A 23,343-nucleotide genomic window follows, 5' to 3' on the forward strand; every position below is an offset into this window, starting at 1 on the left:
ATATACCGTACGGGGCAATCGAGGCCCGAACACACGACGTACAAGGAGACCATCCGGTGGTCAGCAGCGATCAGCGGCGGCGGCAGCTCGCCCGGGAGAAGTTCGAGCGGCAGCAGCAGCGCCGGGAGGAGGCCCGCCGCAGGACCAGGCGCCTCACGGCGATCATCGGTTCCTCGGTGGCCGTGGTGGCGGTCGTCGCTGCGGGCTCGTACCTCTTCCTCGACGGCGACGACGCGAAGGACTCCGCCGACGCGGCGGCGAGCGCGAGCCCGTCCGCTCCCCCGTCCCCCTCGGCCAGCGAGAGCAAGACGCCCGAGCCGGCGATGGCCATCGACAAGAAGGCCGCGTACGCGATGTCCCTGAAGACGAGCCAGGGCGACATCAGGATCACGATGGAGGCGGCGAAGACCCCGCACACCGTGAACTCGTTCAAGGCCCTCGCGGACAAGGGGTACTTCGACGACACGAAATGTCACCGCCTGACCACGCAGGGCATCTTCGTGCTGCAGTGCGGCGACCCGAAGGGCGACGGAACCGGCGGTCCGGGCTACACGATCCCCGACGAGAACCTCACCGCGCTGGGCAAGCCGGGCGACACCGGCTCGGTGACGTATCCCGCGGGCAGCGTCGCGATGGCGAACACCGGGCAGCCGGGGACCGGCGGCAGCCAGTTCTTCCTGGTGTACAAGGACACCGAACTGCCGCCCACCTACACGCCGTTCGGCACCATGGACGATGCCGGCCTGAAGGCCGTCAAGAAGGTCGCCGAGGCGGGCGTGACCGGCGGAGCGGGCGACGGTGCCCCGAAGAAGGCCGTGACGGTCGAGAAGGTGACGGTCGGCAAGGACTGACCCTCCCACGGGCGGCCGGCGCCCGGCCTCACGGCCGGACCGGAGAATTTCAGCCTCGCTGAGTGCGGACAGCCGGGTGGCCGGTCGCCTAGATTGGCGTTGTGCAGGGCGGGCGCGGCCCGCCCCAGGAAACTGTGGACGATGCGAGGGGGGCGAACCCCCCTTCGACGCATCAGGTGGAGGAGGCGCTGTGACCAGCGACCCGTGGGGCCGTGTCGACGAGACGGGCACCGTGTACGTGCGTACGGCCGAGGGCGAGCAGGTGGTCGGATCGTGGCAGGCCGGCAGCCCCGAGGAGGCTCTGGCCTATTTCGAGCGCAAGTACGAGGGCCTGGTGGTCGAAATCGGCCTCCTCGAACGGCGGGTGAAGACCACCGACCTGTCGGCGAAGGACGCCACCACCGCGATCGAGCACCTGCGTGTGCAGGTCGACGAGCACCACGCCGTCGGTGACCTCGCCGCGCTCGGCAAGCGGCTGGACACGCTCGTCGCGACGGTCGACTCGCGCCGCGAGGAGCGGAAGGTCCAGAAGGCGAAGCAGACCGACGAGGCCCGGCAGGCCAAGGAGGCGCTGGTCGTCGAGGCTGAGGAGCTGGCGCAGAGCGAGCAGTGGCGGTCGGCGGGTGAGCGTCTGAGGGCGCTCGTCGACACGTGGAAGGGGCTGCCCCGTCTGGACCGCAAGTCAGACGACGAACTGTGGCACCGCTTCTCGCACGCCCGTTCCGCCTTCTCCAAGCGGCGCAAGGCGCACTTCGCGGCCCTGGACGCCCAGCGCGAGGACGCCCGCAAGGTCAAGGAGCGGCTGGTCGCCGAGGCCGAGTCGCTCTCCGGCTCGACGGACTGGGGCACGACCGCTGCCCGCTACCGCGACCTGATGACCGAGTGGAAGGCCGCTGGGCGCGCCCAGCGGGAGTCCGAGGACGACCTGTGGAACCGCTTCCGCGGCGCCCAGGACGTGTTCTTCGCGGCCCGCAGCGGCGTCTTCGCCGAGCGGGACGCCGAGCAGGGCGAGAACCTGAAGCTCAAGGAGGAGCTCGCCGCCGAGGCCGAGAAGCTGGTGCCGGTGACGGATCTGAAGGCGGCGCGGGCCGCGTTCCGCTCCATCAACGAGCGCTGGGAGGCCATCGGTCACGTGCCGCGGGACGCGCGTCCCAAGGTCGAGGGCCGGGTGCAGGCCGTGGAGCGCGCGCTCCAGGAGGCCGAGGAGTCCGAGTGGCGCCGGACGAACCCGGAGGCGCGTGCGCGTGCCGCGGGTCTGACCGGCCAGCTCCAGTCGGCGGTCGACAAGCTGCGTACGCAGATCGACGCGGCGCGCGCCTCGGGCAACAACGCCAGGGCCGACAAGCTCTCCCGCGAGCTCGAGGGCCGGCAGGCACTGCTGGACCAGGCGCTGAAGGGCCTGGAGGAGTTCGGCGGCTGACGTCCGCCAGGACCGACGGGAGGGGCTCCCGTACGCATCGCGTACGGGAGCCCCTCCCGTGTGCCGGGGGCGGGTCGGCCGCCACCGGCTGTGGGGCCCTCTGCGGCGCCCGGCTACGGGCGTCGTGCCGAGGTGACCCGGTAGACGTCGTAGACGCCTTCCACGCCCCTCACGGCCTTCAGGACGTGCCCCAGGTGCTTCGGGTCGCCCATCTCGAAGGTGAAGCGGGAGGTGGCCACGCGGTCGCGTGACGTCTGGACGGCCGCCGACAGGATGTTCACGTGCTGGTCGGACAGGACGCGCGTGACGTCGGAGAGGAGCCGTGAGCGGTCCAGCGCCTCGACCTGGATGGCGACGAGGAAGACCGACGACTGGGTGGGAGCCCACTCGACGTCGAGGATCCGCTCCGGCTGCTGCGAGAGCGAGTCGACGTTGACGCAGTCCGCCCGGTGGACGGAGACGCCACTGCCCCGCGTCACGAACCCGATGATCGGGTCGCCGGGCACGGGCGTACAGCAGCGGGCCAGCTTGACCCAGACGTCCTCGACGCCCTTGACGACCACACCCGGATCCGCGTTGGCCCGGCGCTTGCTGCGGCCGTGCGAGGGCGGGGAGCTCTCCGCCAGGTCCTCGTTGGCGGCGTCCTCGCCGCCCAGTGCCTGGACGAGTTTCTGGACGACACCCGCCGCCGCGACGTGGCCTTCACCGATGGCCGCGTACAGCGACGAGATGTCCGGGTAGCGCATCTCGTGCGCCAGCGTGACGAGGGAGTCGCCGGTCAGGATGCGCTGGATCGGCAGGTTCTGCTTGCGCATGGCCCGCGCGATGGCGTCCTTGCCCTGCTCGATCGCCTCGTCGCGGCGTTCCTTGGAGAACCAGGCGCGGATCTTGTTGCGTGCCCGGGGCGACTTGACGAACTGGAGCCAGTCGCGGGAGGGCCCGGCACCGGCCGCCTTGGAGGTGAAGACCTCCACGAGGTCGCCGTTGTCGAGCGTCGACTCCAGCGGCACGAGCCGTCCGTTGACCCGCGCCCCTATGGTCCGGTGCCCGACCTCGGTGTGGACCGCGTACGCGAAGTCGACCGGCGTCGCACCGGCGGGCAGCGCTATCACGTCGCCCTTCGGCGTGAAGACGAACACCTCGTTGCGCGACAGGTCGAACCGCAGGGACTCGAGGAACTCGCTGGGGTCCTCGGTCTCCTTCTGCCAGTCCAGGAGCTGGCGCAGCCACGCCATGTCGTTGACGGTGTCCTGGCCCCGGCCGCCGGTGTTCTTGGGGACGTCCGTGCGCACCTTGGAGGCGCCCGCGACGGCCTCCTGCTTGTACTTCCAGTGCGCGGCGATGCCGTACTCGGCGCGGCGGTGCATGTCGAACGTACGGATCTGGAGCTCGACCGGCTTGCCGCTGGGACCGATCACCGTGGTGTGCAGCGACTGGTACATGTTGAACTTGGGCATCGCGATGTAGTCCTTGAACCGCCCCGGCACCGGGTTCCACCGGGCGTGGACGGTGCCGAGCGCCGCGTAGCAGTCGCGGACGGTGTCGACGAGGACGCGGATGCCCACCAGGTCGTAGATCTCGGCGAAGTCGCGGCCCCGCACGATCATCTTCTGGTAGACGCTGTAGTAGTGCTTCGGCCGGCCGGTGACGGTGGCCTTGATGCGGGCGGCCCGCAGGTCGGCCTGGACCTCGTCGGTCACTATGGCGAGGTACTCGTCGCGCTTGGGCGCGCGCTCGGCGACGAGGCGGACGATCTCGTCGTACATCTTGGGGTAGAGGATCGCGAAGGCGAGGTCCTCCAGCTCCCACTTGATGGTGTTCATGCCGAGGCGGTGGGCCAGCGGCGCGTAGATCTCGAGGGTCTCGCGGGCCTTCTTCTCCTGCTTCTCCCGCTTGAGATAGCGCATGGTGCGCATGTTGTGCAGCCGGTCGGCGAGCTTGATGACCAGGACCCGGGGGTCCTTGGCCATGGCGACGACCATCTTGCGCACGGTCTCGGCCTGCGCGGCCTCACCGAACTTGACCTTGTCGAGCTTGGTGACGCCGTCGACGAGCAGGGCGACCTGGTCGCCGAAGTCCTTGCGCAGGGTGTCGAGGCCGTACTCCGTGTCCTCGACGGTGTCGTGCAGCAGGCCGGCCATCAGGGTCGCCGGATCCATGCCCAGCTCGGCGAGGATCGTCGTGACCGCGAGCGGATGGGTGATGTAGGGGTCGCCGCTCTTGCGCTTCTGGCCGCGGTGCCAGCGCTCCGCCACCTGGTAGGCGCGCTCGATCTGGCGCAGGGTGGCGGACTCGATCTTGGGGTCGTTGCCCCGGACCGTGCGGAGCAGGGGCTCGAGGACCGGGTTGTACGGGCTGGAGCGCTGTACACCCAGTCGGGCGAGCCGCGCCCTGACCCGGTTGGACGAACCGCCCGCGCGGCCCGTGGCCGCCGGCGGGGCGGTGGCGGGCTTGGCCGGAGGCTTCGCCGCGGGAGCCGCGGGTGCCGGAGCGGACACCGGAGGCCTGACGGCGGGTGCGGGCGCCGAGGACGCGGGCGTACCGGTCTGCGCCGCGGGCGCGGCCTTGGCGCCGGTGGGTGCCGCCTTGGTGCCCGGAGGAGGCGTCGGCTTGGCCGCGGCGGCGGGACCCTGCGCGTGGTCGCTCGCGGACCCGGACCCGCCCTCCCGGTCGGGCTTCGCCTTCCCGGGCACGGGTGAGGCCCCCGCGGGCTTTTCGGGCTGCGGGGCGGCGACTGGCTGGGCCTCGTCTGGCAAGAGCGCTCCTCGTGCGGATCCGGGCTACCGGAAAGCCCATGGTAACGACCCCTGGGCGGGTCCTCGCCCGGGGAGTGTGAACCCCTGACAACACAGGACGGGTACCCGGATGTTCCCGGGTACCCGTCCTGTCCGTCTCCACACCCGTGCCGTTGCGGCACGGTGCAGGTCAGAGCGTGATCAGAGCCTCCAGCGGCGCTCCGCGCAGTCCTGCCTCGAGCCGGGCCCGGCCCGCGAGGAAGCCGAGCTCCATCAGCACCGAGACCCCGGCCACCTCGGCGCCGGCCCGCCGGATGAGCTCCAGCGACGCCTCCGCCGTGCCACCGGTCGCGAGGACGTCGTCGATGACCATGACGCGATCGTCCGCGGTCAGGTCCTCGGCGTGGATCTCGATCTCGGCCGTGCCGTATTCCAGCTCGTACGCCTGCCCGAGGGTGGCGCCGGGCAGCTTGCCCGCCTTGCGCACGGGCACGAACCCGATTCCGGACCGTACGGAGACCGGTGCGGCCAGGATGAACCCCCGCGCCTCGAGCCCGACGATCTTGGTGGCTCCGTGCCGTGTGCACAGCTCCGCGAAGAAGTCGGTGAGGGCGGCGAACGCGACCGGGTCCGCGAGCAGCGGAGTGATGTCCTTGAACAGCACTCCCGGCTTCGGATAGTCCGGTACGTCCCGGATGCGGCTGAGCAGCAGCTCCCGGGTCGCGTCCGTCACGCTCGTCATCGGTGGTTCCTGGGACTGCGGCCGTGGCCTCCGGCCTGCCTGCGCTGGCCGACGACCGCGCCCGCGGGCTCGGTGTCGCCGTCGGATCCGTCCTGCACCAGGTCGTCGCGCTCGCTCTCGGCGGACTCGCCCTTGGCCGCGGCCGAGGCGCGCTTGGCGAGGATGCGCTTCTTCAGTGCCTTTATCTGCGGCTCGCGCTCCTTGAGGTCGGCGACCAGCGGAGTGGCGATGAAGATCGAGGAGTACGCACCTGCGGCCAGACCGACGAAGAGCGACAGCGAGATGTCGTTCAGCGTGCCCGCGCCCAGGACACCGCCGCCGATGAACAGCAGACCGGCGACCGGGAGCAGCGCGACGACGGTGGTGTTGATGGAACGCACCAGCGTGCCGTTGATGGACCGGTTGGCGATCTCGCTGTAGGTCCAGCGGGTCTGCTTGGTGATCCCCTTCGTGCCCTCCTTGAGGCTGTCGAAGACGACGACCGTGTCGTAGAGGGAGTAACCGAGGATGGTGAGCAGACCGATCACGGTGCCCGGGGTGACCTCGAAGCCGACGAGGGCGTAGACACCGACGGTGATCGTGATGTCGTGGATCAGCGCGATGAGGGCCGCCACCGCCATGCGCCATTCGAAGGCGATCGCCAGGTAGACCACCACGAGGACCATGAAGATGCCGAGGCCGGTCCACGCCTTGTTCGCGATCTGCTCACCCCAGCTGGGGCCGACCAGGTCCGCGTTGATCTGCTCCTCGGGGATGCCGAGGTCCTCGGAAAGCTGGCTCTTGATCTGGTCGGCCTTGGCGGTGTCGACCTCGGTGATCTGGATCCGGAGCCCGTCGCTCCCGCCATTGCCGAGTTCTTGAACGATCGCCTCGTGGCCGGAGGCGGCGACCGCGTCCTCGCGGACCTGGGAAAGCGAGATCTTGGCCTTGGTGTCCGTCGTGAAGACGGCACCGCCCTTGAACTCGATGCCCAGGTTGAGACCACTGACCGCCAGGCCGACGATGGCCGTGATGGTGATCAGGATCGATACGCCATACCAGAGCTTGCGCTTGCCGATGAAGTCGTAACCGACCTCGCCACGGTAGAGCCGGGCGCCGAGATCGCCGAGTCGCGACATCTCACGCCTCCTTCGGGTGGTCGGTACGGGCGTTGACGCGGCGCGAGCGGCGGAGCGGCGGCTGGGCGCCCAGCCGCTCGGGGTCCAGACCGGACCACGGGTGACCGCCGCCGAAGAACTTCGTGCGGGCCATCAGCGTCATGACGGGCTTGGTGAAGAAGAACACCACGACCACGTCGAGCACGGTCGTGAGGCCGAGCGTGAACGCGAAGCCCTGGACCTTGCCGACGGTGACGAGGAAGAGCACCGCCGCGGCGAGGAACGACACGAAGTCGGACACCAGGATGGTGCGGCGGGCACGGGGCCACGCCCGCTCGACGGCCGGACGGAGCGTGCGGCCCTCCCGGATCTCGTCGCGGATGCGTTCGAAGTAGACGATGAACGAGTCCGCCGTGATACCGATCGCCACGATCGCACCGCAGACGGCCGGGAGGTTCAGCGCGAAGCCGATGGCCGGACCGAGGAGCGCCATGATCGTGTAGGTCAGGATGCCGGAGGCCAGCAGGCTGAGGAGCGCGATGAGCGACAGACCGCGGTAGTAGGCGACCAGGTAGATCACGACCAGGGCCAAGCCGATGGCGCCGGCGATGAGGCCGGCCTTCAACTGCTCGCCGCCGAGCGCGGCGGTGACGGTGGTGGCCGTCTCCTCGCTGAAGGACAGCGGCAGCGCACCGTAGGACAGGACGTTGGCCAGGGACTCCGCGGACTGCTGGGTGAAGCTGCCGGAGATCTCCGCGCTGCCGCTGAGCGCCTCGTTCACCTGGGGCGCGGAGACGACCTCACCGTCGAGGGCGATCGCGAACTGGTTCTGCGGGGACTGCTGCGTGGACAGCTTCTTGGTGATCGTCTGGAACTTCTTGGAGCCCTTGTCCGTGAACTCCATCGAGACGAGCCAGATGCCGCGCTGCTGGTCGAACTGCGCCTTCGCGTCGTCGACGTCGGTACCGGAGACCGCGGCCGGGCCGAGGAGGTACTTGGCGTCACCCTCCGAGCTGCACGCGACCGTGGGGTCCTCGGGCTTGACGCCGACGCCGGCGGCCACACGGGCCTCCTTGTCGGCGCAGTCGAGCTCCGTGAACTTCTTCTGGAGCGCCGCGGTGGCGGGGTCGGGGGCCTCGGTCGCCGCGGGGCTCTTCGAGGACTCCGGAGCACCGGTGGTGCCGGCCTTGGGGGTCGGCGTCGCGTCCTTCTTCAGGGCGTCGGTGACGGCACGGCCCTGGGTGGTGGCGCCGTCCGACGGGGTCGCCTTTGAACCGGACGCGGTCTCGGGCTCCGTCGCCTTGGCACTCGGCTTCGCCGAACCGGTGGCGGACGGGCTCGCGGAACCCTCCGGGGTCGGTGCACCGTCCGCGACCGTCAGCACGGGCCGGAAGTAGAGCTGGGCGGTCGTGCCGACCTGCTCCCGGGCCTGCTTCGAGTTCGTCCCCTTGGGGATGTTGACGATGATGTTCGAGGCGCCCTGGGTCTGGACCTCGGCCTCGGAGACACCCAGACCGTTGACACGGCGTTCGATGATGCCGACCGCGGTGTTCATGTTGGTCTCGTTGATCGCGTCAGGCTTGCCCGGCTGGCTCTTCGCCTTGAGCGTGATCGACGTACCGCCGGCGAGGTCGATACCGAGCCGGGGCGTGGTGTGACCGGACAGGAAAATCCCTCCGGTCAGGGCGACCATGGCAATCAGGATCAAAGCCAGGGAACGCCCCGGCCTGCCCTGTCCACCGGTTGAGCCCCGGCCTTTCTTCGGTGCTGCCACCTTCTTGTTTCTCCCTGTCCAACCGCCCCGCGCCGGGTACGCGCCCGAGCGGCCACGAAGTGTTGTGAGGACCCGCCCCCGCAGAAGACCGCACGGCCCGTGAGAAGCCGGACACCTCAAGGTGTCCGGCGTCTGTGGGTCGTGGAACTACTTGGCGTCGCTCTCGCCGTCGGCCTTGGCGTCCTTGGTCTCCGCGCCCTTGGCTTCCTTCGCCACGGTCTCGTCCTCGGCCTTCTTGCCCAGGTCGATCTTCGCGACGTCGTCGTCCGCCGTGCTCTCACCGTCGGTGAGGGAGGAGGCGTCGTCGGGCACGAGCGTGCCGTCGGAGTCGTCGCCGTGGACGATGCGGTTGTACTCCGCGTCGTCGAGGACGGCACCGATCGAGTTCTTGGCGTAGACGGCGTGGACGCCGGGCGCGACCTCGAGGAGGACCGTGTCGTCCTGGATCTCCTTGACAGTGGCGTACATGCCTCCGATCGTCCGGACGCCGGTGCCGGGCTGCATGTCGCTGCGCATCTGCGCCGCCGCCTGCTGCTTCTTCTTGGCGGACCGGGTCATCAGGAACATGGCCCCGATGAGCACGATGAAGGGGAGGAGGGTCACGAGACTCACGGGACGGACTTCCTTCGCACGACCACGCTGGATTCACGCGGCCTGGTCTACGGGGGTGGGTACACCGACCTGTACGGGCGGCATCGGCGGAGTCTAAGCGAGTCCGCATCGTTGGAACAACGTCCAGCATGGCACCGGGGTTCCCCTGCTGGCCAACCCGTGACGTGTCACGCCCCGAACAGGCCCTGTTGTCCCTTTGCGCCGTGCTGCGGGGGCACGAGGCCGAGGTGCGCCCAGGCGGCAGGGGTGGCGACCCTGCCGCGCGGCGTCCTGGCGAGCAGTCCCTCCCGCACGAGGAAGGGCTCGGCGACCTCCTCGACCGTCTCGCGCTCCTCCCCCACGGCCACCGCGAGGGTCGAGAGGCCGACGGGGCCGCCGCCGAAGAGCTTGAGCAGCGCCCCGAGCACCGCGCGGTCCAGGCGGTCGAGTCCGCGGGCGTCGACCTCGTACACCCGCAGGGCCGCTGCCGCGATGTCCCGGTCGATGCGCCCTTCGGCCTTGACCTGGGCGTAGTCCCGGACCCGGCGCAGCAGACGGTTGGCGATGCGGGGCGTACCCCGGGAGCGTCCGGCGATCTCGGCGGCGCCGGCCGGGTCTATGGCCACGTCCAGGAGGCCGGCGGACCGGTGGATGACCCGCTCCAGCTCGGTGGGGGCGTAGAACTCCATGTGCCCGGTGAAACCGAAACGGTCGCGGAGCGGGGGCGGCAGCAGTCCCGCCCTGGTGGTGGCGCCGACCAGGGTGAACGGGGGCAGCTCCAGCGGGATGGCCGTGGCGCCGGGCCCCTTGCCGACGATGACGTCGACCCGGAAGTCCTCCATCGCCATGTAGAGCATCTCCTCCGCGGGCCGCGACATGCGGTGGATCTCGTCGAGGAAGAGGACCTCGCCCTCCTGGAGGGAGGAGAGGATCGCGGCGAGGTCCCCCGCGTGCTGGATCGCGGGGCCGGAGGTGATGCGGATCGGGGCTCCCATCTCCGCCGCAATGATCATGGAAAGGGTGGTCTTGCCGAGACCGGGGGCGCCGGAGAGGAGCACGTGGTCGGCGGTGGCACCGCGGGCGCGGGCCGCCTTAAGGACGAGGTCGAGCTGCTCGCGCACCTTTTCCTGGCCGACGAATTCATCGAGGTCCTTCGGGCGCAGGGCCGCCTCGACCGCGGTGTCCTCGCCGTCCGCCCCGGCGGCGACCAGGCGGTCGTCCAGCCGCTCGTCGGTGAGTTCGCCGGTGTCGGGCCCGGTCTCGTCCCAGTTCATCTCTCAGTCCCGCCTCGGGTGTTTCGGTGCCGGTCCGTGCGGTGTTCCGGCCGGCGTACGGAGCGCGTCGGCGCCCCGGGGTCAGCGTGCGCGGTTGAGCGTCTGCAGGGCGGCGCGGAGGAGCTGGGGCACCGGGGCCCGTTCCCCGCCCGCGATCGCGGCCTCGGCCTGCGGGGCCACGGCGGCCACCGCCTCGTCCGCCTCACGGGTCGCGTAGCCGAGGCCGATCAGCGCGGCCTGGAGCTGGTCGCGCCAGGAGGAGCTGACGGCGGCGCCGATGCCCTGCTGCCCGATGTGGGCGCCGACCGGTTCGCCCAGCCGGTCCTTCAGTTCCAGGAGGAGCTTCTGGGCGCCCTTCTTGCCGATGCCGGACACCGCGGTGAGCGCCTTCTCGTCACCGGTGGCGACCGCGATGCGCAGGGCGTCGGGGCTGTGGGTGGCGAGCATGGCCTGGGCGAGCCGGGGGCCGACACCGCTGGCGGTCTGCAGGAGTTCGAAGACCTGCCGCTCGTCGTCGTCGGCGAAGCCGTAGAGCGTGAGCGAGTCCTCCCGCACGACGAGGGAGGTGGCCAGCTTGGCCTCCTGGCCGATCCGCAGGCCGGCGAGGGTGCCGGGGGCGCACTGGACGGCCATGCCGATGCCACCGACCTCGATCACGGCCGTGGTCGGAGCGAGGGCGGCCACCGGGCCGGAGACGAAGGCGATCATGCGGTGCGGCCTTTCAGCGTGCGATGGGCGGCGACGGCCTGCTGCAGTCGGTTCTGCGCGGGTGCGCGCCAGATGTGGCAGATGGCGAGGGCGAGCGCGTCGGCGGCGTCCGCGGGCTTCGGGGGGGCGTCGAGCCGCAGCAGCCGGGTCACCATGGCTCCGACCTGGGCCTTGTCGGCGCGTCCCGAGCCCGTGACGGCGGCCTTGACCTCGCTGGGGGTGTGCAGGGCGACGGGGATGCCCCGGCGGGAGGCGCAGAGCATGGCGACCGCGCTGGCCTGGGCGGTGCCCATCACCGTGCGGACGTTGTGCTGGGCGAACACCCGCTCCACGGCGACGAACTCCGGGCGGTGCTCGTCGAGCCACTCCTCGATGCCCCGCTCGACGGCGACCAGCCGGTGGCCGAGTTCCGCGTCGGCCGGGGTCCGCACGACGCCGACGCCGAGCATGGTCAGCGGCCGGCCGGCGACTCCCTCGACGACTCCGACACCGCACCGGGTCAGCCCCGGGTCCACGCCCAACACCCGCATCTGAGGGCCCCCTCCACCGCTCGGTCACCTGTTCCCGCAGGCTATCGGGTCCCACCGACAATGCGGCGGGCCGACGGGGTGTGTCCCGTCGGCCCGCCGGCGTACCGCGAGTGACCGCCCTCAGGCGTCGACCTTCTCCATGACCTCGTCGGAGACGTCGAAGTTGGCGAAGACGTTCTGCACGTCGTCGCTGTCCTCCAGCGCGTCGATCAGCTTGAAGATCTTGCGCGCGCCCTCTTCGTCGAGCTCGACCTGCATGGTCGGGACGAAGTTGGCCTCGGCCGAGTCGTAGTCGATGCCGGCGTCCTGGAGCGCGGTGCGGACCGCGACCATGTCGGTGGCCTCGCTGAGGACCTCGAAGGTGTCACCGAGGTCGTTGACCTCCTCGGCACCCGCGTCGAGCACCGCACCGAGGACGTCGTCCTCGCCCAGTTCGCCCTTGGGGACGATCACGACGCCCTTGCGGTTGAACAGGTACGAGACCGAGCCCGGGTCCGCCATCGAGCCGCCGTTGCGGGTCATCGCGACCCGGACGTCGGACGCGGCGCGGTTGCGGTTGTCGGTGAGGCACTCGATGAGCACCGCGACGCCGTTCGGGCCGTAGCCCTCGTACATGATCGTCTCGTAGTCGGCGCCACCGGCTTCGAGACCGGCACCGCGCTTGACCGCCGAGTCGATGTTCTTGTTCGGGACCGAGCTCTTCTTCGCCTTCTGGATGGCGTCGAACAGGGTCGGGTTACCGGACACGTCGGCGCCGCCCGTGCGGGCCGCGACCTCGATGTTCTTGATCATCTTCGCGAAGAGCTTGCCGCGCTTGGCGTCGATCACGGCCTTCTTGTGCTTCGTCGTAGCCCATTTAGAGTGGCCGGACATCTGCCTTCTCCTTCGCGTCACCAAAATCGATCCGAACCCGAGAGATCCTACCGGGATCGGATCAGCCCACGGCGCGCACCATGTCGGTGAAGAACGCGTGCAGACGATGGTCCCCGGTCAGTTCCGGGTGGAACGAGGTCGCCAGGGCGTTTCCCTGGCGTACGGCCACGATATGGCCGCCGTGCGTCGCGAGGACCTCGGCGCCGGCGCCCACGGACTCCACCCAGGGCGCCCGGATGAAGACGCCGTCGACCGGCCCGCCGGGCACTCCGTCGACCTCGACGGCCGCCTCGAAGGACTCGTTCTGCCGCCCGAAAGCGTTACGGCGCACGATCATCTCGATGCCGCCGACGGTCTCCTGGCCCGCGCGGGGGTCGAGGATCTTGTCGGCGAGGAGGATCATGCCGGCGCAGGTGCCGTAGACCGGCATCCCGGCGGCGACCCGTTCGCGCAGCGGTTCCATCATGCCGAAGAGCACGGCGAGCTTGGACATGGTGGTGGACTCACCGCCGGGCAGGACCAGCCCGTCGACCTCGGCCAGCTCCTCGGGGCGCCGGACCGGCCTGGCCAGGGCGTCCGCCATGGCCAGGGCCGTCAGGTGCTCCCGTACGTCGCCCTGCAGAGCCAGGACTCCGATGACAGGGGATTCGGTCATCGTTGCTTACCAGCCGCGGTTGGCGTAGCGCTCGGCCTCGGGCAGCGTGTCGCAGTTGATGCCGACCATGGCCTCGCCGAGGTTGCGCGAGGCGTCCGCGATGACCTTCGGGTCGTCGTAGAAGGTGGTGGCCTTCACGATGGCGGCGGCGCGCTTGGCCGGGTCGCCGGACTTGAAGATGCCGGAGCCGACGAAGACGCCCTCGGCGCCGAGCTGGCGCATGAGCGCGGCGTCCGCGGGGGTGGCGACACCACCGGCGGAGAACAGGACGACGGGCAGCTTGCCGAGCTCGGCGACCTCCTTGACCAGCTCGTAGGGGGCACGGAGGTCCTTGGCGGCGGCGTACAGCTCGTTGTTGTCGAAGCCGCGGAGCCGGGCGATCTCGTTCTTGATCTGGCGCAGGTGGCGGACGGCCTCGACGACGTTGCCGGTGCCGGCCTCGCCCTTGGAGCGGATCATGGCGGCACCCTCGGCGATGCGGCGCAGGGCCTCGCCCAGGTTGGTGGCGCCGCAGACGAAGGGGGTGGTGAAGGCGAACTTGTCGCTGTGGTTGACCTCGTCGGCCGGGGTGAGGACCTCGGACTCGTCGATGTAGTCGACGCCGAGGGACTGGAGCACCTGGGCCTCGACGAAGTGGCCGATGCGGGACTTGGCCATGACGGGGATGGAGACGGCCCCGATGATCTCCTCGATCATGTTGGGGTCGGACATCCGGGCCACGCCGCCGTCCTTGCGGATGTCGGCCGGCACCCGCTCCAGCGCCATGACGGCCACGGCGCCCGCGTCCTCGGCGATCTTCGCCTGCTCGGCGTCGACGACGTCCATGATCACGCCGCCCTTGAGCTGCTCGGCCATGCCGCGCTTGACGCGGGCGGTACCGGTGGCCGGGGACTCGGCGGACTGCGGGGTGGTGGGAAGCGTGGACACGGATCGACCTCACTGGGGGTGAAAGACTCTGGGCACTCCAGAGCAAACGCCCCGGGACCGGTCCACAGCAAGGGCCAATGGACACCCCGTGGACCGGTCCGCGACCCGGGTCAGCTGCCCGGCCGGTCCGCGAGCGCCACCGGCGGCTCGTCGTCCATCTCGAAGGCGAGCGGGAACGGCGCGTGCCCGGCGAGCCTGAACAGCCGTACCGTCCGGTGCCTGCGCAGCGCGCGGGCGGCACGCACGGCGTCGTTGTGGAAGCGGCGCGCCATCGGCACGCGGCGCACGGCGGCGGCCAGTTCCCTGGCCGCGTCCTCGCCGCCGGGGACCTCCTTCACCGCGTCGACCTGCGCGGACTCACCGAACACGGCCCGCAGGGCGGTGCTCAGCTCGCTCTCGGCGACCTCGCGCCGCTCCTCCTCGGTCTGCCGCGCCGCGTGGGCCGCCTCGTACAGCACCATCGACGCGGCGGGGTCCAGGACACCGGACGTGGCCACTTCCTGGGTGACCGAGGCGCGCCGCAGCAGCTGGGCGTCAAGTGCCGCGCGCGCCGCGTCGATACGGGCGTGGAGCCGGTCCAGCCGCCCGGCCGTCCAGCTGAGGTACAGGCCGATCGCGACGAGGGCGACGACGGTCCAGATGAGGATTTCGATCACGGGCGGCAAGGCTACCGTCGGCGGGCACCGGCGGGTCCCGCCGGTGCCCGGTCCGCGTCACGGCCCCGGTTCAGTCCCGGGCGAGGCCGAAGCGCCCGCGCAGCCCGAGGCGTTCATCGGTGTCCACGGCGGCGGCGCCGTCCGTGACCGTCTCGTACACGGCCAGGATGTCCGCGCCGACCGTGGTCCAGTCGAAGCGGCGCACGTGCGCGCTGCCGCGTTCCCGGAGCCCGGCACGCCGCTCCGGGTCGCCGAGGAGCCGGATCGCCGCCGCTGCCAGCGCGCCCGCGTCCTCGTTGGCGAACAGGTCGCCCGCCGCGCCCTGGTCGAGGACCTGGGCGAAGGCGTCCAGGTCGCTGGCGAGCACGGGAGCACCCGCCGAGAGCGCCTCCACGAGGATGATGCCGAAGCTCTCGCCACCGGTGTTCGGGGCGACGTAGACGTCGACGCTGCGCAGCAGCCGCGCCTTGTCCTCGTCGCTCACCATGCCGAGGAATTCGACCCGTTCGCGCATCTCCGGCGGCAGCGAGGCCACCGCCTCCTCCTCGTCCCCGCGTCCGGCGACCAGCAGCCGGGTCTCCGGGCGGGCGGCGAGGATCGCCGGGAGCGCCTTCATCAGGACGGGCAGCCCCTTGCGCGGCTCGTCGATGCGGCCTATGAAGCCGATCGTGCCGCCCTGCCACTCGGCCTTCGGCTCGGCGCGGGCGAAGAAGTCGACGTCGACGCCGTTCGGGATGACGACCGCGTCGCCGCCCAGGTGCTCGACCAGCGTCCGCCGCGCGTACTCGCTCACCGCGATGCGGGCGCTGATCTTCTCCAGTGCCGCCTGGAGGATCGCGTAGGCCGCGATCATGGCGCGGGAACGCGGGTTGGACGTGTGGAAGGTGGCCACGATCGGCCCCTGCGCCGCCCAGCAGGTGAGCAGTCCGAGCGAGGGCGAGGTGGGCTCGTGGATGTGGATGACGTCGAAGGTGCCGTCCTTCAGCCAGCGCCGCACCCGTGCGGCGGACAGGAAGCCGAAGTTGAGCCGGGCGACCGAGCCGTTGTACGGCACGGGCACCGCACGGCCCGCGGAGACGACGTAGGGCGGCAGCGGGGTGTCGTCGTCGGCGGGGGCCAGCACCGAGACGTCGTGTCCGAGACGGATGAGGTGCTCGGCGAGGTCGCGGATGTGGAACTGCACGCCGCCCGGGACGTCCCAGGAGTACGGGCAGACGATGCCGATCTTCACGGCGTTCCCCCCCGGGGTTCCAGATCGGAGAGCCAGAGCCGCTGCAGCATGTGCCAGTCCTCCGGGTGCTCGGCGATCCCGCCGGCGAAGGCGTCGGCCAGCGCCTGTGTCATCGCGGTTGTCTTCTCCGCGCGGGTACCCGACTCCGGCACGGCGACCGGCGGGTGCACACGGGCTCCCATCACCGGCGTGCCGTCGTACCAGAGGGTGACGGGAAGCAGGAGGGCGCCCGTCTGCTGTGCCAGGAGGGCGGGGCCCGCGGGCATGCGCGCGGTGTCGCCGAAGAAGTCGACCTCGACGCCCGAGGCCGACAGGTCGCGGTCGGCGACCAGGCAGACGAGGCCGCCGGCCCGGAGGCGGCGCGCCAGGGTCCCGAACGCGGCGCCGCCCTCGTGCGGGAGGACCTCCATGCCCAGTCCCTGGCGGTAGGCCACGAACCGGTCGTAGAGGCGCTCGGGCTTGAGCCGCTCCGCGACCGTCGTGAACGGCACCTTGAGGTCGGTGGTGACCCACGCCCCCGCCAGGTCCCAGTTCCCCAGGTGGGGCAGCGCGAGTACGACGCCCCGGCCCGCGTCGAGGGCCTCGGTCAGCAGGTGGGCGTCGTGGACGTCGATGGACTCCCTGATCCGCCGCGGGCTCCAGGTCGGCAGCCGGAAGGACTCCATCCAGTACCGCATGTACGAGCGCATGCCGGCTCTGGACAGTTCGGCGAGCCGGGCGGCGTCCGCGTCGGGGACCACCCGCGCGAGGTTCGACTCCAGGCGCAGGACGGACCTGCCGCGCCGCTTCCACACCTGGTCGGCGAGGCCGCGGAAGAGAGCGGTGGCCGCCGGCTCGGGAAGCTTCTTGACGGCGCCCCAGCCGAGCCCGTAGAGCCCGTCGGTCAGCCGTTCCCGCAGGTCGGATGCGGTGCCGGTCACTGGGCCTTCCCGCTCCCGCGTCCGGCGGGCCCGTCCTGGACGGCCGCGGCGGCGTCCGCCTCGGCCGACTCCCTGCGGACGGTCACCACCCGCTGGACCAGGGTCACCAGGCTGCCCGCGGCGACGGCCCACAGCGCGATCGGCAGCAGGATCTGGATGCCGGGCACCCCGAAGGCGTGCAGACCCGCGAAGCCGGCGGCGACCAGCGAGATCACCAGCCGCTCGGCGCGCTCCACCAGGCCGTTGACCGCGACCGGAAGCCCGATCGACTCGCCCCGGGCCTTGGTGTACGACACCACCTGGCCGCTGGCCAGGCAGAAGATCGCGACGGCGCACATCACGTTGTCGTCGCCGCTGCCCGCGTACCAGAGCGCGAAGCCGGCGAAGATCGCCCCGTCGGCCACCCGGTCGAGCGTCGAGTCGAGGAACGCGCCCCACCGGCTGGAGATCCCGGCCTGGCGGGCCATGTTGCCGTCGACCAGGTCGGAGAAGACGAAGACCGTGATCACGATCGTGCCCCAGAAGAACTCCCCCATCGGGAAGAACACCAGCGCACCTGCCATCACTCCGGCCGTGCCGACGAGTGTGACCGCGTCGGGGCTGACCCCGAGACGGAGCAGCAGAGCGGCGAACGGCGTGAGGACACGCGTGAAGAATGCACGCGCGTACTTGTTCAGCATGGCCTTCCCGAGGTTCGGTGGGCGCCGTGCGGCCACTTCGGCCACCGGCCGCACCATCGTAGTCACGAGCCGCGCCGGGCATCGGCGGGGCACCCCGTCCCGCCGGGTCTCCCGGATGTCCCGCCGCGTGCCGGGCGACGTATGGACGGGCCGGGCGGCGGGTGCGAAGCTCGAATGACCGCGGGCGTCGCCGAAGCCGCCACGGTGGCCACCGGTCGTCCGCTCTCAGTTCTCGCGGCATCGCGCCGCCGATCGGGAGGCACGCGTCATGGGCGACAGGTCACACACGCACCCCGGGGCCGCCGGCAGGGCGACGGCGGCCGGCCCGCCCGGTTCCGTACGGAACGTCGCGCTGGTCGGCCACAGCGGCTCGGGCAAGACCACGCTGGTCGAGGCCCTCGCGCTGACGGCCGGAGCCGTCAACCGGGCCGGCCGGGTCGAGGACGGGGCCACCGTGTCCGACCACGACGAGAGCGAGCGGCGCGCCGGACGCTCCGTACAGCTGTCAGTGGTCCCGGTCGACTGGGCGGGCTGCCGGATCAATCTCCTGGACACCCCCGGCTACGCGGACTTCGTCGGGGAACTGAGGGCCGGTCTGCGCGCGGCGGACGCGGTCCTCTTCGTGGTCTCGGCCGCGCAGGAGGCGGAGGCCGTGGCGGACACGACCCGGGCGCTCTGGGAGGAGTGCGCGGCGGTCGGGATGCCGGGGGCCGTCGTCCTCACGCACCTGGACACCGCGCGCACCCCGTTCGACGAGCTGACGCGGGTCTGCGGGCGTGTCCTCGGGGGCGGTGACCCCGACGCCCTGCTGCCCCTGTACCTGCCGGTGGAGGGGCCCCGGGGCCCGGACGGGCGCGCCCCGCTCACCGGGCTCACCGGACTCCTCACCCGGCGGATCTTCGACTACTCCTCGGGGGAGCGGCGCGAGCTGCCGCCCGACGGGGACCAGCGGGAGCGGCTCCTGGGGGCCCGCGCGCGGCTCATCGAGGGGATCATCGCCGAGAGCGAGGACGAGACGCTGATGGACCGCTACCTCGGCGGCGGGGAGATCGACACCGGGACGCTCGTCCGCGATCTGCGGCGCGCCGTCGCACGCGGGTCCTTCCATCCCGTCCTCACCGCGGCCCCGGCGGCCCCCGGCGCACGTCAGGGGATCGGGACCGTGGAGCTGCTGGACCTGATCACCGCCGGGTTCCCCGCGCCGTCGGAGCGCGTGGCGCCCGCGGTCACGGGCCCGGACGGCGGGGTCCGCCCCGCTCCGGTCTGCGATCCGGCGGCGCCCCTGGTCGCCGAGGTCGTGAAGACCGCCTCCGACCCCTATGTGGGTCGGATCTCCCTCGTCCGCGTCTTCTCCGGCACCCTGCGCCCCGACGAGACCGTGCACGTGTGCGGCCACGGCGTCGGCGCTCCCGCGGGCGGTCCGCGCCCCCGCCACGAGGCCGACGTGCGCGTGGGGGCGCTCACGGCTCCCTTCGGGAAGCAGCAGCGTCCCCTGGACAGCTGCGGGGCGGGCGACCTGGCCTGCGTGTCCAAGCTGACCGGGGCCCGGACCGGTGACACGCTCTCCGCCTCCGGTGATCCGCTGCTCATGGAGCCGTGGACCCTGCCCGACCCGTTGATGCCCCTGGCCGTGCGGGCCCACGGCCAGGCGGACGAGGACAAGCTCTCGCAGGGCCTGTCCCGCCTCGTCGCCGAGGATCCGGCCCTGCGCCTGGAGCGGAACCCGGACACCCACCAGGTGGTCCTGTGGTGCATGGGCGAGGCCCACACGGATGTCGCGCTGGAACGCCTGCGCGGCAGGTACGGCGTGCAGGTCGACGCGGAGCCCCACCGGGTCCCGCTCCGCGAGACGTTCGCCGCACGCTCGGCCGGGCGCGGACGCCACGTCAAGCAGTCCGGGGGCCACGGCCACTACGCCGTCTGCGAGATCGAGGTGGAGCCGCTGGAGCCGGGGGCGGGTCTGGTGTTCGCCGACGAGGTGGCGGGCGGCTCGGTCCCCCGGCAGTTCGTCGCGTCCGTGGAGAAGGGGGTGCGCGCCCAGGCGGCTCGCGGGGTCGCCGCCGGGTACCCCCTCGTCGACGTACGCGTCACCCTCCTCGACGGGAAGGCGCATTCGGTCGACTCCTCCGACGCCGCCTTCCAGGCCGCCGGCGCGCTGGCCCTGCGCGAGGCCGCAGCCGACGCCCGGGTGGAGCTCCTCGAGCCCGTGGCGGACGTGGCGGTCCTGGTGCCCGACGACTACGTGGGCGCCGTCATGGGCGACCTCTCGGGCCGGCGCGGCCGCGTCGTCGGCACCGAGCAGGCGACCGGCGGGAGGACCCTCGTGCGGGCCGAGGTGCCGGAGATCGAGATCGGCGGGTACACGGTCGATCTCCGCTCGCTGACGCACGGCACCGGCCGGTTCGACCGGGCGTACGCCCGCCACGAGCCCATGCCCCCGCAGCTCGCGGACCGCCTGCGCACATCGCGCGAAACCGCTGCGAACCAGGCCTAGCCGGCCGGGCACGGCGTCTTCCGGCCGCCCCCGGTGAACGTGAGGGCGGCCGCCCGGCCTGGGCGATATCCTGTGATCCCAGCTCAGAAGGTGTGCGACGTCCGGTAGTTGGGAACAGCCGCAGTGGCAGGGCCGTACGGGCGAGTGGGGGCGACAGTGGCCAACGACGGATTCGATTTCTCTCCTGGAGCGCAGATCCCGCTCCAGGGTGCGGGGGCACAGGCGGTGGCGACGAACGCCCTCGCCTCGGCCGCGTACCGCGACAGTGATGTGAAGGAGATCCTGAAGGCCAACAGCGAGTGGCACAAGTCCGAGGTCAAGCCGGGCGAGTCCAAGCTGTTCAAGTCCGACTATTTCAAGCCCAATCTGGGCGAGGCGTTCTCCAGGGCCGTCCAGGAACGCATGCTCGGCGGCGGCCGCGCGGCACTCATCCAGTCGTTCGGCACGGACCCTCAGACCGTCGTCGAGCACTGCCTGTCCGCGACCCGGCTGCGGAAGGCGCGCGACACCAAGCTGACCATGATCACCGCCGTCTGCGGCATCGTCTTCCTGCCCGGGCTGCTGTTCTGGGTGCTCGCCTTCCGGCTGCGCGACTCGCTCAACAAGTCCAAGGACACCTTCTTCAAGGCCCTCGGCGGCCTCCTGCTGGTCATCTTCGGCGGCCTCGCCGCGGTGTTCCTGATCGCCATGCCGCTCACCGGGCTGCCGGCGCTCTATCTGCGTGCCGCAGCCGTCGCGCCGCTGATCGGCTGGCTGCTGGCCAAGCGGATCGCGGAGTCCTCCGTACGGGATCTGCGCGACCGCTGGGCAGGACTCCTCTCCGGCGCCGGCGTCAGCGCGAAGATCCCCGAGGCCGCGCCCAAGAACCCCAACGAGACGGCGCGCGAGGCCCTGCGGCAGGGGCTGGAGAAGCTGAGCGCCGAGCAGCAGTCGAATTCGGTCTTCTACGCGGGACCCAAGGGCATCCTCGGCATGGGGACCCGCTGGGGCAGCTGGCAGCTCGCCGAGGACCTCGCCCCCGAGGACCCGGCCAAGGAGATCCACCAGTTCCGCAGCTGGGACGTCGTCCGCGCCATCCACGACCAGCTGAAGCTGCTGGAGCGCGGCCCGCTCAACACCGGCGGTTTCCCGACCCCTTCCGTCAAGCACTGGGTCGTCTCCCCCGTCGGCGAGAACGCGGACTCGGTGTCCCGGCCCGCGGGCGAGGACGTCGCGACCTTCCAGGTCAAGCCCCACGAGATACAGCGGATCTGCAACCACCAGCAGTTCGGCAGCGGCGACCGTCACTACCTGGGCGTCCAGTTCACGCTGTGGGACGGCCAGCTCGTCATCACGATGCTGATCACGGTCACGGTGCTGCACGAGACCCTGCGGATCGAGGTCACGGGGCACGCCCTGGGCCCGGTCCACTCCCTCTTCCTCAGCAAGCCGGAGGCGCCGACCAAGACGGTCAAGAAGGCCGTGCGGTTCTGGGAGACCCGGAAGATCGCGCTTCCGCTCGTCAAGGCGGACGAGGTGGTCAGGCTCGCCCTGCGCGCCCCGCTCACCTGGTACCCGCCGCTGCTCGACTACCTGGGCGGCAAGATCGTCCTGCCCGAGCCCTTCGGCCTGCGGCACGCCTGGGCGGCCAAGCCGTGGGGCCACCGGTTCATGGCGGACGACGCCATGCGAGCGGCGACCCCCGTCCTGCGCGTCGTGCACTCCGCCGCGAAGAAGGTCCTGATGGAGCACGGCGTCGCGACCGAGCGCTTCGACAACCGTTCCATGGTCCTCAGCGGCATGGTCCAGGACGCCGCCCCGAGGAAGGCCGACGTCTACGACGCGTGAGCTCCTCGGGGCACCCGGCAGAAGCGGTACTCAGCCGGACGGGAGCTCGGCCGGCCACACGCCGGCCAGCATCGTCCGGGTGTCCCCGAGCAGCTGCGGCAGGACCTTGGTGTGCCCCACGACCGGCATGAAGTTGGTGTCCCCGCCCCAGCGGGGCACCACGTGCTGGTGCAGGTGCGCGGCGATCCCGGCGCCCGCGGCCTCGCCCTGGTTCATCCCGATGTTGAAGCCGTGCGCGCCCGAGGCCGCCCGCAGCGCGACCATGGCCCGCTTGGTGAAGTCGGCCAGTTCGGCCGTCTCGGCGCCGTCCAGCTCCGTGTAGTCGGCGACGTGCCGGTAGGGCACCACCATGAGGTGCCCGCCGTTGTAGGGGTACAGGTTGAGCACGGCGTAGACCTTCTCGCCGCGGGCGACGATGAGCCCGTCCTCGTCCGACTTCGACGGGATCACGCAGAACGGACAGCCGTCCCCGGACCCCGGACCGCTCGGCTTGTTCTCACCCTGGATGTAGGCCATCCGGTGGGGCGTCCACAGGCGCTGGAACGCGTCGGGCGTCCCCACTCCGATCTGCTGCTCCGGCTCACTCGTCATGCCCGTCAGCATATTGCGTCACTCCCGCCGCGCGTGTCGCCGGGGCCGACCCGGCCGGCGCACCGGGATGCTGGCGCCATGAGCCACCGCCCCCCGGCCCCCGTCCCCCCTCGGCTCCTGGAGTGGGAGCAGCGCACGGAGGCGCCGCTCTTCGTCGCGGCGATGGTCTTCCTGCTGGGTTACGCGGTCCGCGTGCTCGCCCCCGACGACGCGGGACCCCTGCGCGACCTCGCCCTCGCGCTGGTCTGCGCGACCTGGCTGCTCTTCGCCGTGGACTACGTGACGAGGCTCCGGCTGAGCGGTCTGGGCAGGCACTTCGTACGCGCCCACTGGCTGGACACCGTGGTCCTGCTGCTGCCGCTGCTGCGGCCGCTGCGCATGATCCAGGTCTACACGGCGGTCCAGAAGCGACGGGAGCAGCCCCGGCTGAGCCTCTACGCGCGGGTGATGGCGTACGCGAGCCTCACGGCCGTCCTCCTCGGTTTCTCGGCTGCGCTGGCGGTCTACCACCAGGAGCACGACGCCCCGGGGGCGTCGATCCGCACGTTCGGGGACTCGGTGTGGTGGGCGTGCGCGACGCTGACGACGGTGGGCTACGGCGACGCGGTCCCCGTCACGTTCGGCGGCAGGGTCGTCGCGGTGGGCCTCATGACCTGCGGACTGGCGCTGCTGGGCGCGGTGACGGGTTCGTTCTCGTCGTGGCTGCTGCAGGTGTTCCGGCGGGAGGACGAGAAGGGGCCCCCGGCGGGCGCGTAGCTCTCCGGGGG

At 71.4% G+C, this 23,343-nt stretch carries 21 protein-coding genes; 5 read left to right on the top strand and 16 right to left on the bottom strand.

The genetic code is table 11. The annotated features are described in order from the left end of the window. Nucleotides 1-56: 56 nt before the first annotated feature. Nucleotides 57-851, top strand: a complete 795-nt coding sequence (locus OHT61_RS05495) for a peptidylprolyl isomerase (protein WP_329035534.1) — start codon at nt 57-59, stop codon at nt 849-851. A gap of 190 nt (nt 852-1,041) precedes the next feature. Next, nucleotides 1,042-2,271, top strand: a complete 1,230-nt coding sequence (locus tag OHT61_RS05500) for a DUF349 domain-containing protein (protein ID WP_329035537.1) — start codon at nt 1,042-1,044, stop codon at nt 2,269-2,271. Nucleotides 2,272-2,384: 113 nt separating this feature from the next. On the opposite strand, the gene OHT61_RS05505 is transcribed toward OHT61_RS05500, so the two are convergent. From OHT61_RS05505 to pgsA, 15 genes are all read right to left on the bottom strand, one after another. Further along, nucleotides 2,385-5,027, bottom strand: a complete 2,643-nt coding sequence (locus OHT61_RS05505; RefSeq protein WP_329035539.1) for a RelA/SpoT family protein — start codon at nt 5,025-5,027, stop codon at nt 2,385-2,387. A gap of 169 nt (nt 5,028-5,196) precedes the next feature. Next, nucleotides 5,197-5,748 carry an adenine phosphoribosyltransferase gene (locus tag OHT61_RS05510; protein WP_329035540.1) on the bottom strand — a complete coding sequence of 184 codons (552 nt, stop codon included), beginning with the start codon at nt 5,746-5,748 and terminating at the stop codon, nt 5,197-5,199. Further along, nucleotides 5,745-6,866, bottom strand: coding sequence for a protein translocase subunit SecF (secF, locus tag OHT61_RS05515; protein WP_329035543.1), 1,122 nt, complete (start codon nt 6,864-6,866; stop codon nt 5,745-5,747). The genes OHT61_RS05510 and secF overlap by 4 nt, the downstream gene beginning before the upstream one ends. A 1-nt stretch (nt 6,867) precedes the next feature. After that, nucleotides 6,868-8,619: a protein translocase subunit SecD gene (secD, locus tag OHT61_RS05520; protein WP_329035544.1), complete on the bottom strand. Its 1,752-nt coding sequence runs from the start codon at nt 8,617-8,619 to the stop codon at nt 6,868-6,870. Between the two features lie 147 nt (nt 8,620-8,766). After that, complete coding sequence (gene yajC / locus OHT61_RS05525; RefSeq protein ID WP_329035547.1) at nt 8,767-9,231, bottom strand: preprotein translocase subunit YajC; 465 nt, start codon at nt 9,229-9,231, stop codon at nt 8,767-8,769. Nucleotides 9,232-9,398: 167 nt separating this feature from the next. Further along, a complete protein-coding gene (ruvB, locus tag OHT61_RS05530; protein WP_329035548.1) occupies nt 9,399-10,484 on the bottom strand; it encodes a Holliday junction branch migration DNA helicase RuvB in 1,086 nt (361 codons plus the stop codon). An 81-nt stretch (nt 10,485-10,565) separates the two neighbouring features. Further along, the gene (ruvA, locus tag OHT61_RS05535; protein ID WP_329035549.1) at nt 10,566-11,192 is read right to left on the bottom strand and encodes a Holliday junction branch migration protein RuvA; all 627 of its coding nucleotides are present in this window, start codon (nt 11,190-11,192) and stop codon (nt 10,566-10,568) included. Then, the gene (gene ruvC / locus OHT61_RS05540) at nt 11,189-11,722 is read right to left on the bottom strand and encodes a crossover junction endodeoxyribonuclease RuvC (RefSeq protein WP_329035550.1); all 534 of its coding nucleotides are present in this window, start codon (nt 11,720-11,722) and stop codon (nt 11,189-11,191) included. Before ruvC ends, ruvA begins: the two co-directional genes overlap by 4 nt. A 120-nt stretch (nt 11,723-11,842) precedes the next feature. Continuing rightward, a complete protein-coding gene (locus tag OHT61_RS05545; protein ID WP_329035552.1) occupies nt 11,843-12,595 on the bottom strand; it encodes a YebC/PmpR family DNA-binding transcriptional regulator in 753 nt (250 codons plus the stop codon). A gap of 61 nt (nt 12,596-12,656) precedes the next feature. Then, nucleotides 12,657-13,250 carry a pyridoxal 5'-phosphate synthase glutaminase subunit PdxT gene (pdxT, locus tag OHT61_RS05550; RefSeq protein WP_329035554.1) on the bottom strand — a complete coding sequence of 198 codons (594 nt, stop codon included), beginning with the start codon at nt 13,248-13,250 and terminating at the stop codon, nt 12,657-12,659. Between the two features lie 6 nt (nt 13,251-13,256). Beyond that, complete coding sequence (gene pdxS, locus OHT61_RS05555) at nt 13,257-14,177, bottom strand: pyridoxal 5'-phosphate synthase lyase subunit PdxS (protein ID WP_329035557.1); 921 nt, start codon at nt 14,175-14,177, stop codon at nt 13,257-13,259. A 110-nt stretch (nt 14,178-14,287) separates the two neighbouring features. Beyond that, nucleotides 14,288-14,833: a hypothetical protein gene (locus OHT61_RS05560; RefSeq protein WP_329035559.1), complete on the bottom strand. Its 546-nt coding sequence runs from the start codon at nt 14,831-14,833 to the stop codon at nt 14,288-14,290. 70 nt (nt 14,834-14,903) lie between these two features. Then, nucleotides 14,904-16,064, bottom strand: coding sequence for a glycosyltransferase family 4 protein (locus tag OHT61_RS05565; protein ID WP_329035561.1), 1,161 nt, complete (start codon nt 16,062-16,064; stop codon nt 14,904-14,906). Continuing rightward, nucleotides 16,061-16,984 (bottom strand): phosphatidylinositol mannoside acyltransferase, encoded by a 924-nt coding sequence (locus OHT61_RS05570; RefSeq protein ID WP_329035564.1) that lies wholly within the window; start codon nt 16,982-16,984, stop codon nt 16,061-16,063. The genes OHT61_RS05565 and OHT61_RS05570 overlap by 4 nt, the downstream gene beginning before the upstream one ends. Continuing rightward, the gene (pgsA, locus tag OHT61_RS05575; RefSeq protein ID WP_329043105.1) at nt 16,981-17,664 is read right to left on the bottom strand and encodes a phosphatidylinositol phosphate synthase; all 684 of its coding nucleotides are present in this window, start codon (nt 17,662-17,664) and stop codon (nt 16,981-16,983) included. Before pgsA ends, OHT61_RS05570 begins: the two co-directional genes overlap by 4 nt. A gap of 268 nt (nt 17,665-17,932) precedes the next feature. Between pgsA and OHT61_RS05580 the strand changes: the two genes are divergently transcribed. Together OHT61_RS05580 and OHT61_RS05585 are read left to right on the top strand one after the other, a co-directional pair. Then, on the top strand, nt 17,933-20,158 hold the full coding sequence (locus OHT61_RS05580; RefSeq protein ID WP_329035565.1) for an elongation factor G-like protein EF-G2: 2,226 nt from the start codon (nt 17,933-17,935) through the stop codon (nt 20,156-20,158). Between the two features lie 156 nt (nt 20,159-20,314). Further along, nucleotides 20,315-21,985, top strand: a complete 1,671-nt coding sequence (locus OHT61_RS05585) for a hypothetical protein (RefSeq protein ID WP_329035567.1) — start codon at nt 20,315-20,317, stop codon at nt 21,983-21,985. Nucleotides 21,986-22,015: 30 nt separating this feature from the next. Here OHT61_RS05585 and OHT61_RS05590 read toward each other — a convergent pair whose 3' ends face one another. Beyond that, nucleotides 22,016-22,588, bottom strand: a complete 573-nt coding sequence (locus OHT61_RS05590; RefSeq protein ID WP_329035568.1) for an HIT family protein — start codon at nt 22,586-22,588, stop codon at nt 22,016-22,018. Nucleotides 22,589-22,654: 66 nt separating this feature from the next. Between OHT61_RS05590 and OHT61_RS05595 the strand changes: the two genes are divergently transcribed. Continuing rightward, on the top strand, nt 22,655-23,332 hold the full coding sequence (locus tag OHT61_RS05595; RefSeq protein WP_329035570.1) for a potassium channel family protein: 678 nt from the start codon (nt 22,655-22,657) through the stop codon (nt 23,330-23,332). Nucleotides 23,333-23,343 lie beyond the last annotated feature (11 nt).

It is taken from the genome of Streptomyces sp. NBC_00178 (genome assembly GCF_036206005.1).
Taxonomy (GTDB): Bacteria; Actinomycetota; Actinomycetes; order Streptomycetales; family Streptomycetaceae; genus Streptomyces.

Coding starts and splice junctions, on each gene's coding strand:
- ruvC (WP_329035550.1), bottom strand. CDS start 11,722: ATGCGGGTGTTGGGCGTGGACCCGGGGCTGACCCGGTGCGGTGTCGGA.
- ruvB (WP_329035548.1), bottom strand. CDS start 10,484: ATGAACTGGGACGAGACCGGGCCCGACACCGGCGAACTCACCGACGAG.
- ruvA (WP_329035549.1), bottom strand. CDS start 11,192: ATGATCGCCTTCGTCTCCGGCCCGGTGGCCGCCCTCGCTCCGACCACG.
- OHT61_RS05595 (WP_329035570.1), top strand. CDS start 22,655: ATGAGCCACCGCCCCCCGGCCCCCGTCCCCCCTCGGCTCCTGGAGTGG.
- OHT61_RS05580 (WP_329035565.1), top strand. CDS start 17,933: ATGGGCGACAGGTCACACACGCACCCCGGGGCCGCCGGCAGGGCGACG.
- pdxT (WP_329035554.1), bottom strand. CDS start 13,250: ATGACCGAATCCCCTGTCATCGGAGTCCTGGCTCTGCAGGGCGACGTA.
- pgsA (WP_329043105.1), bottom strand. CDS start 17,664: ATGCTGAACAAGTACGCGCGTGCATTCTTCACGCGTGTCCTCACGCCG.
- OHT61_RS05590 (WP_329035568.1), bottom strand. CDS start 22,588: ATGCTGACGGGCATGACGAGTGAGCCGGAGCAGCAGATCGGAGTGGGG.
- OHT61_RS05545 (WP_329035552.1), bottom strand. CDS start 12,595: ATGTCCGGCCACTCTAAATGGGCTACGACGAAGCACAAGAAGGCCGTG.
- secF (WP_329035543.1), bottom strand. CDS start 6,866: ATGTCGCGACTCGGCGATCTCGGCGCCCGGCTCTACCGTGGCGAGGTC.
- OHT61_RS05510 (WP_329035540.1), bottom strand. CDS start 5,748: ATGACGAGCGTGACGGACGCGACCCGGGAGCTGCTGCTCAGCCGCATC.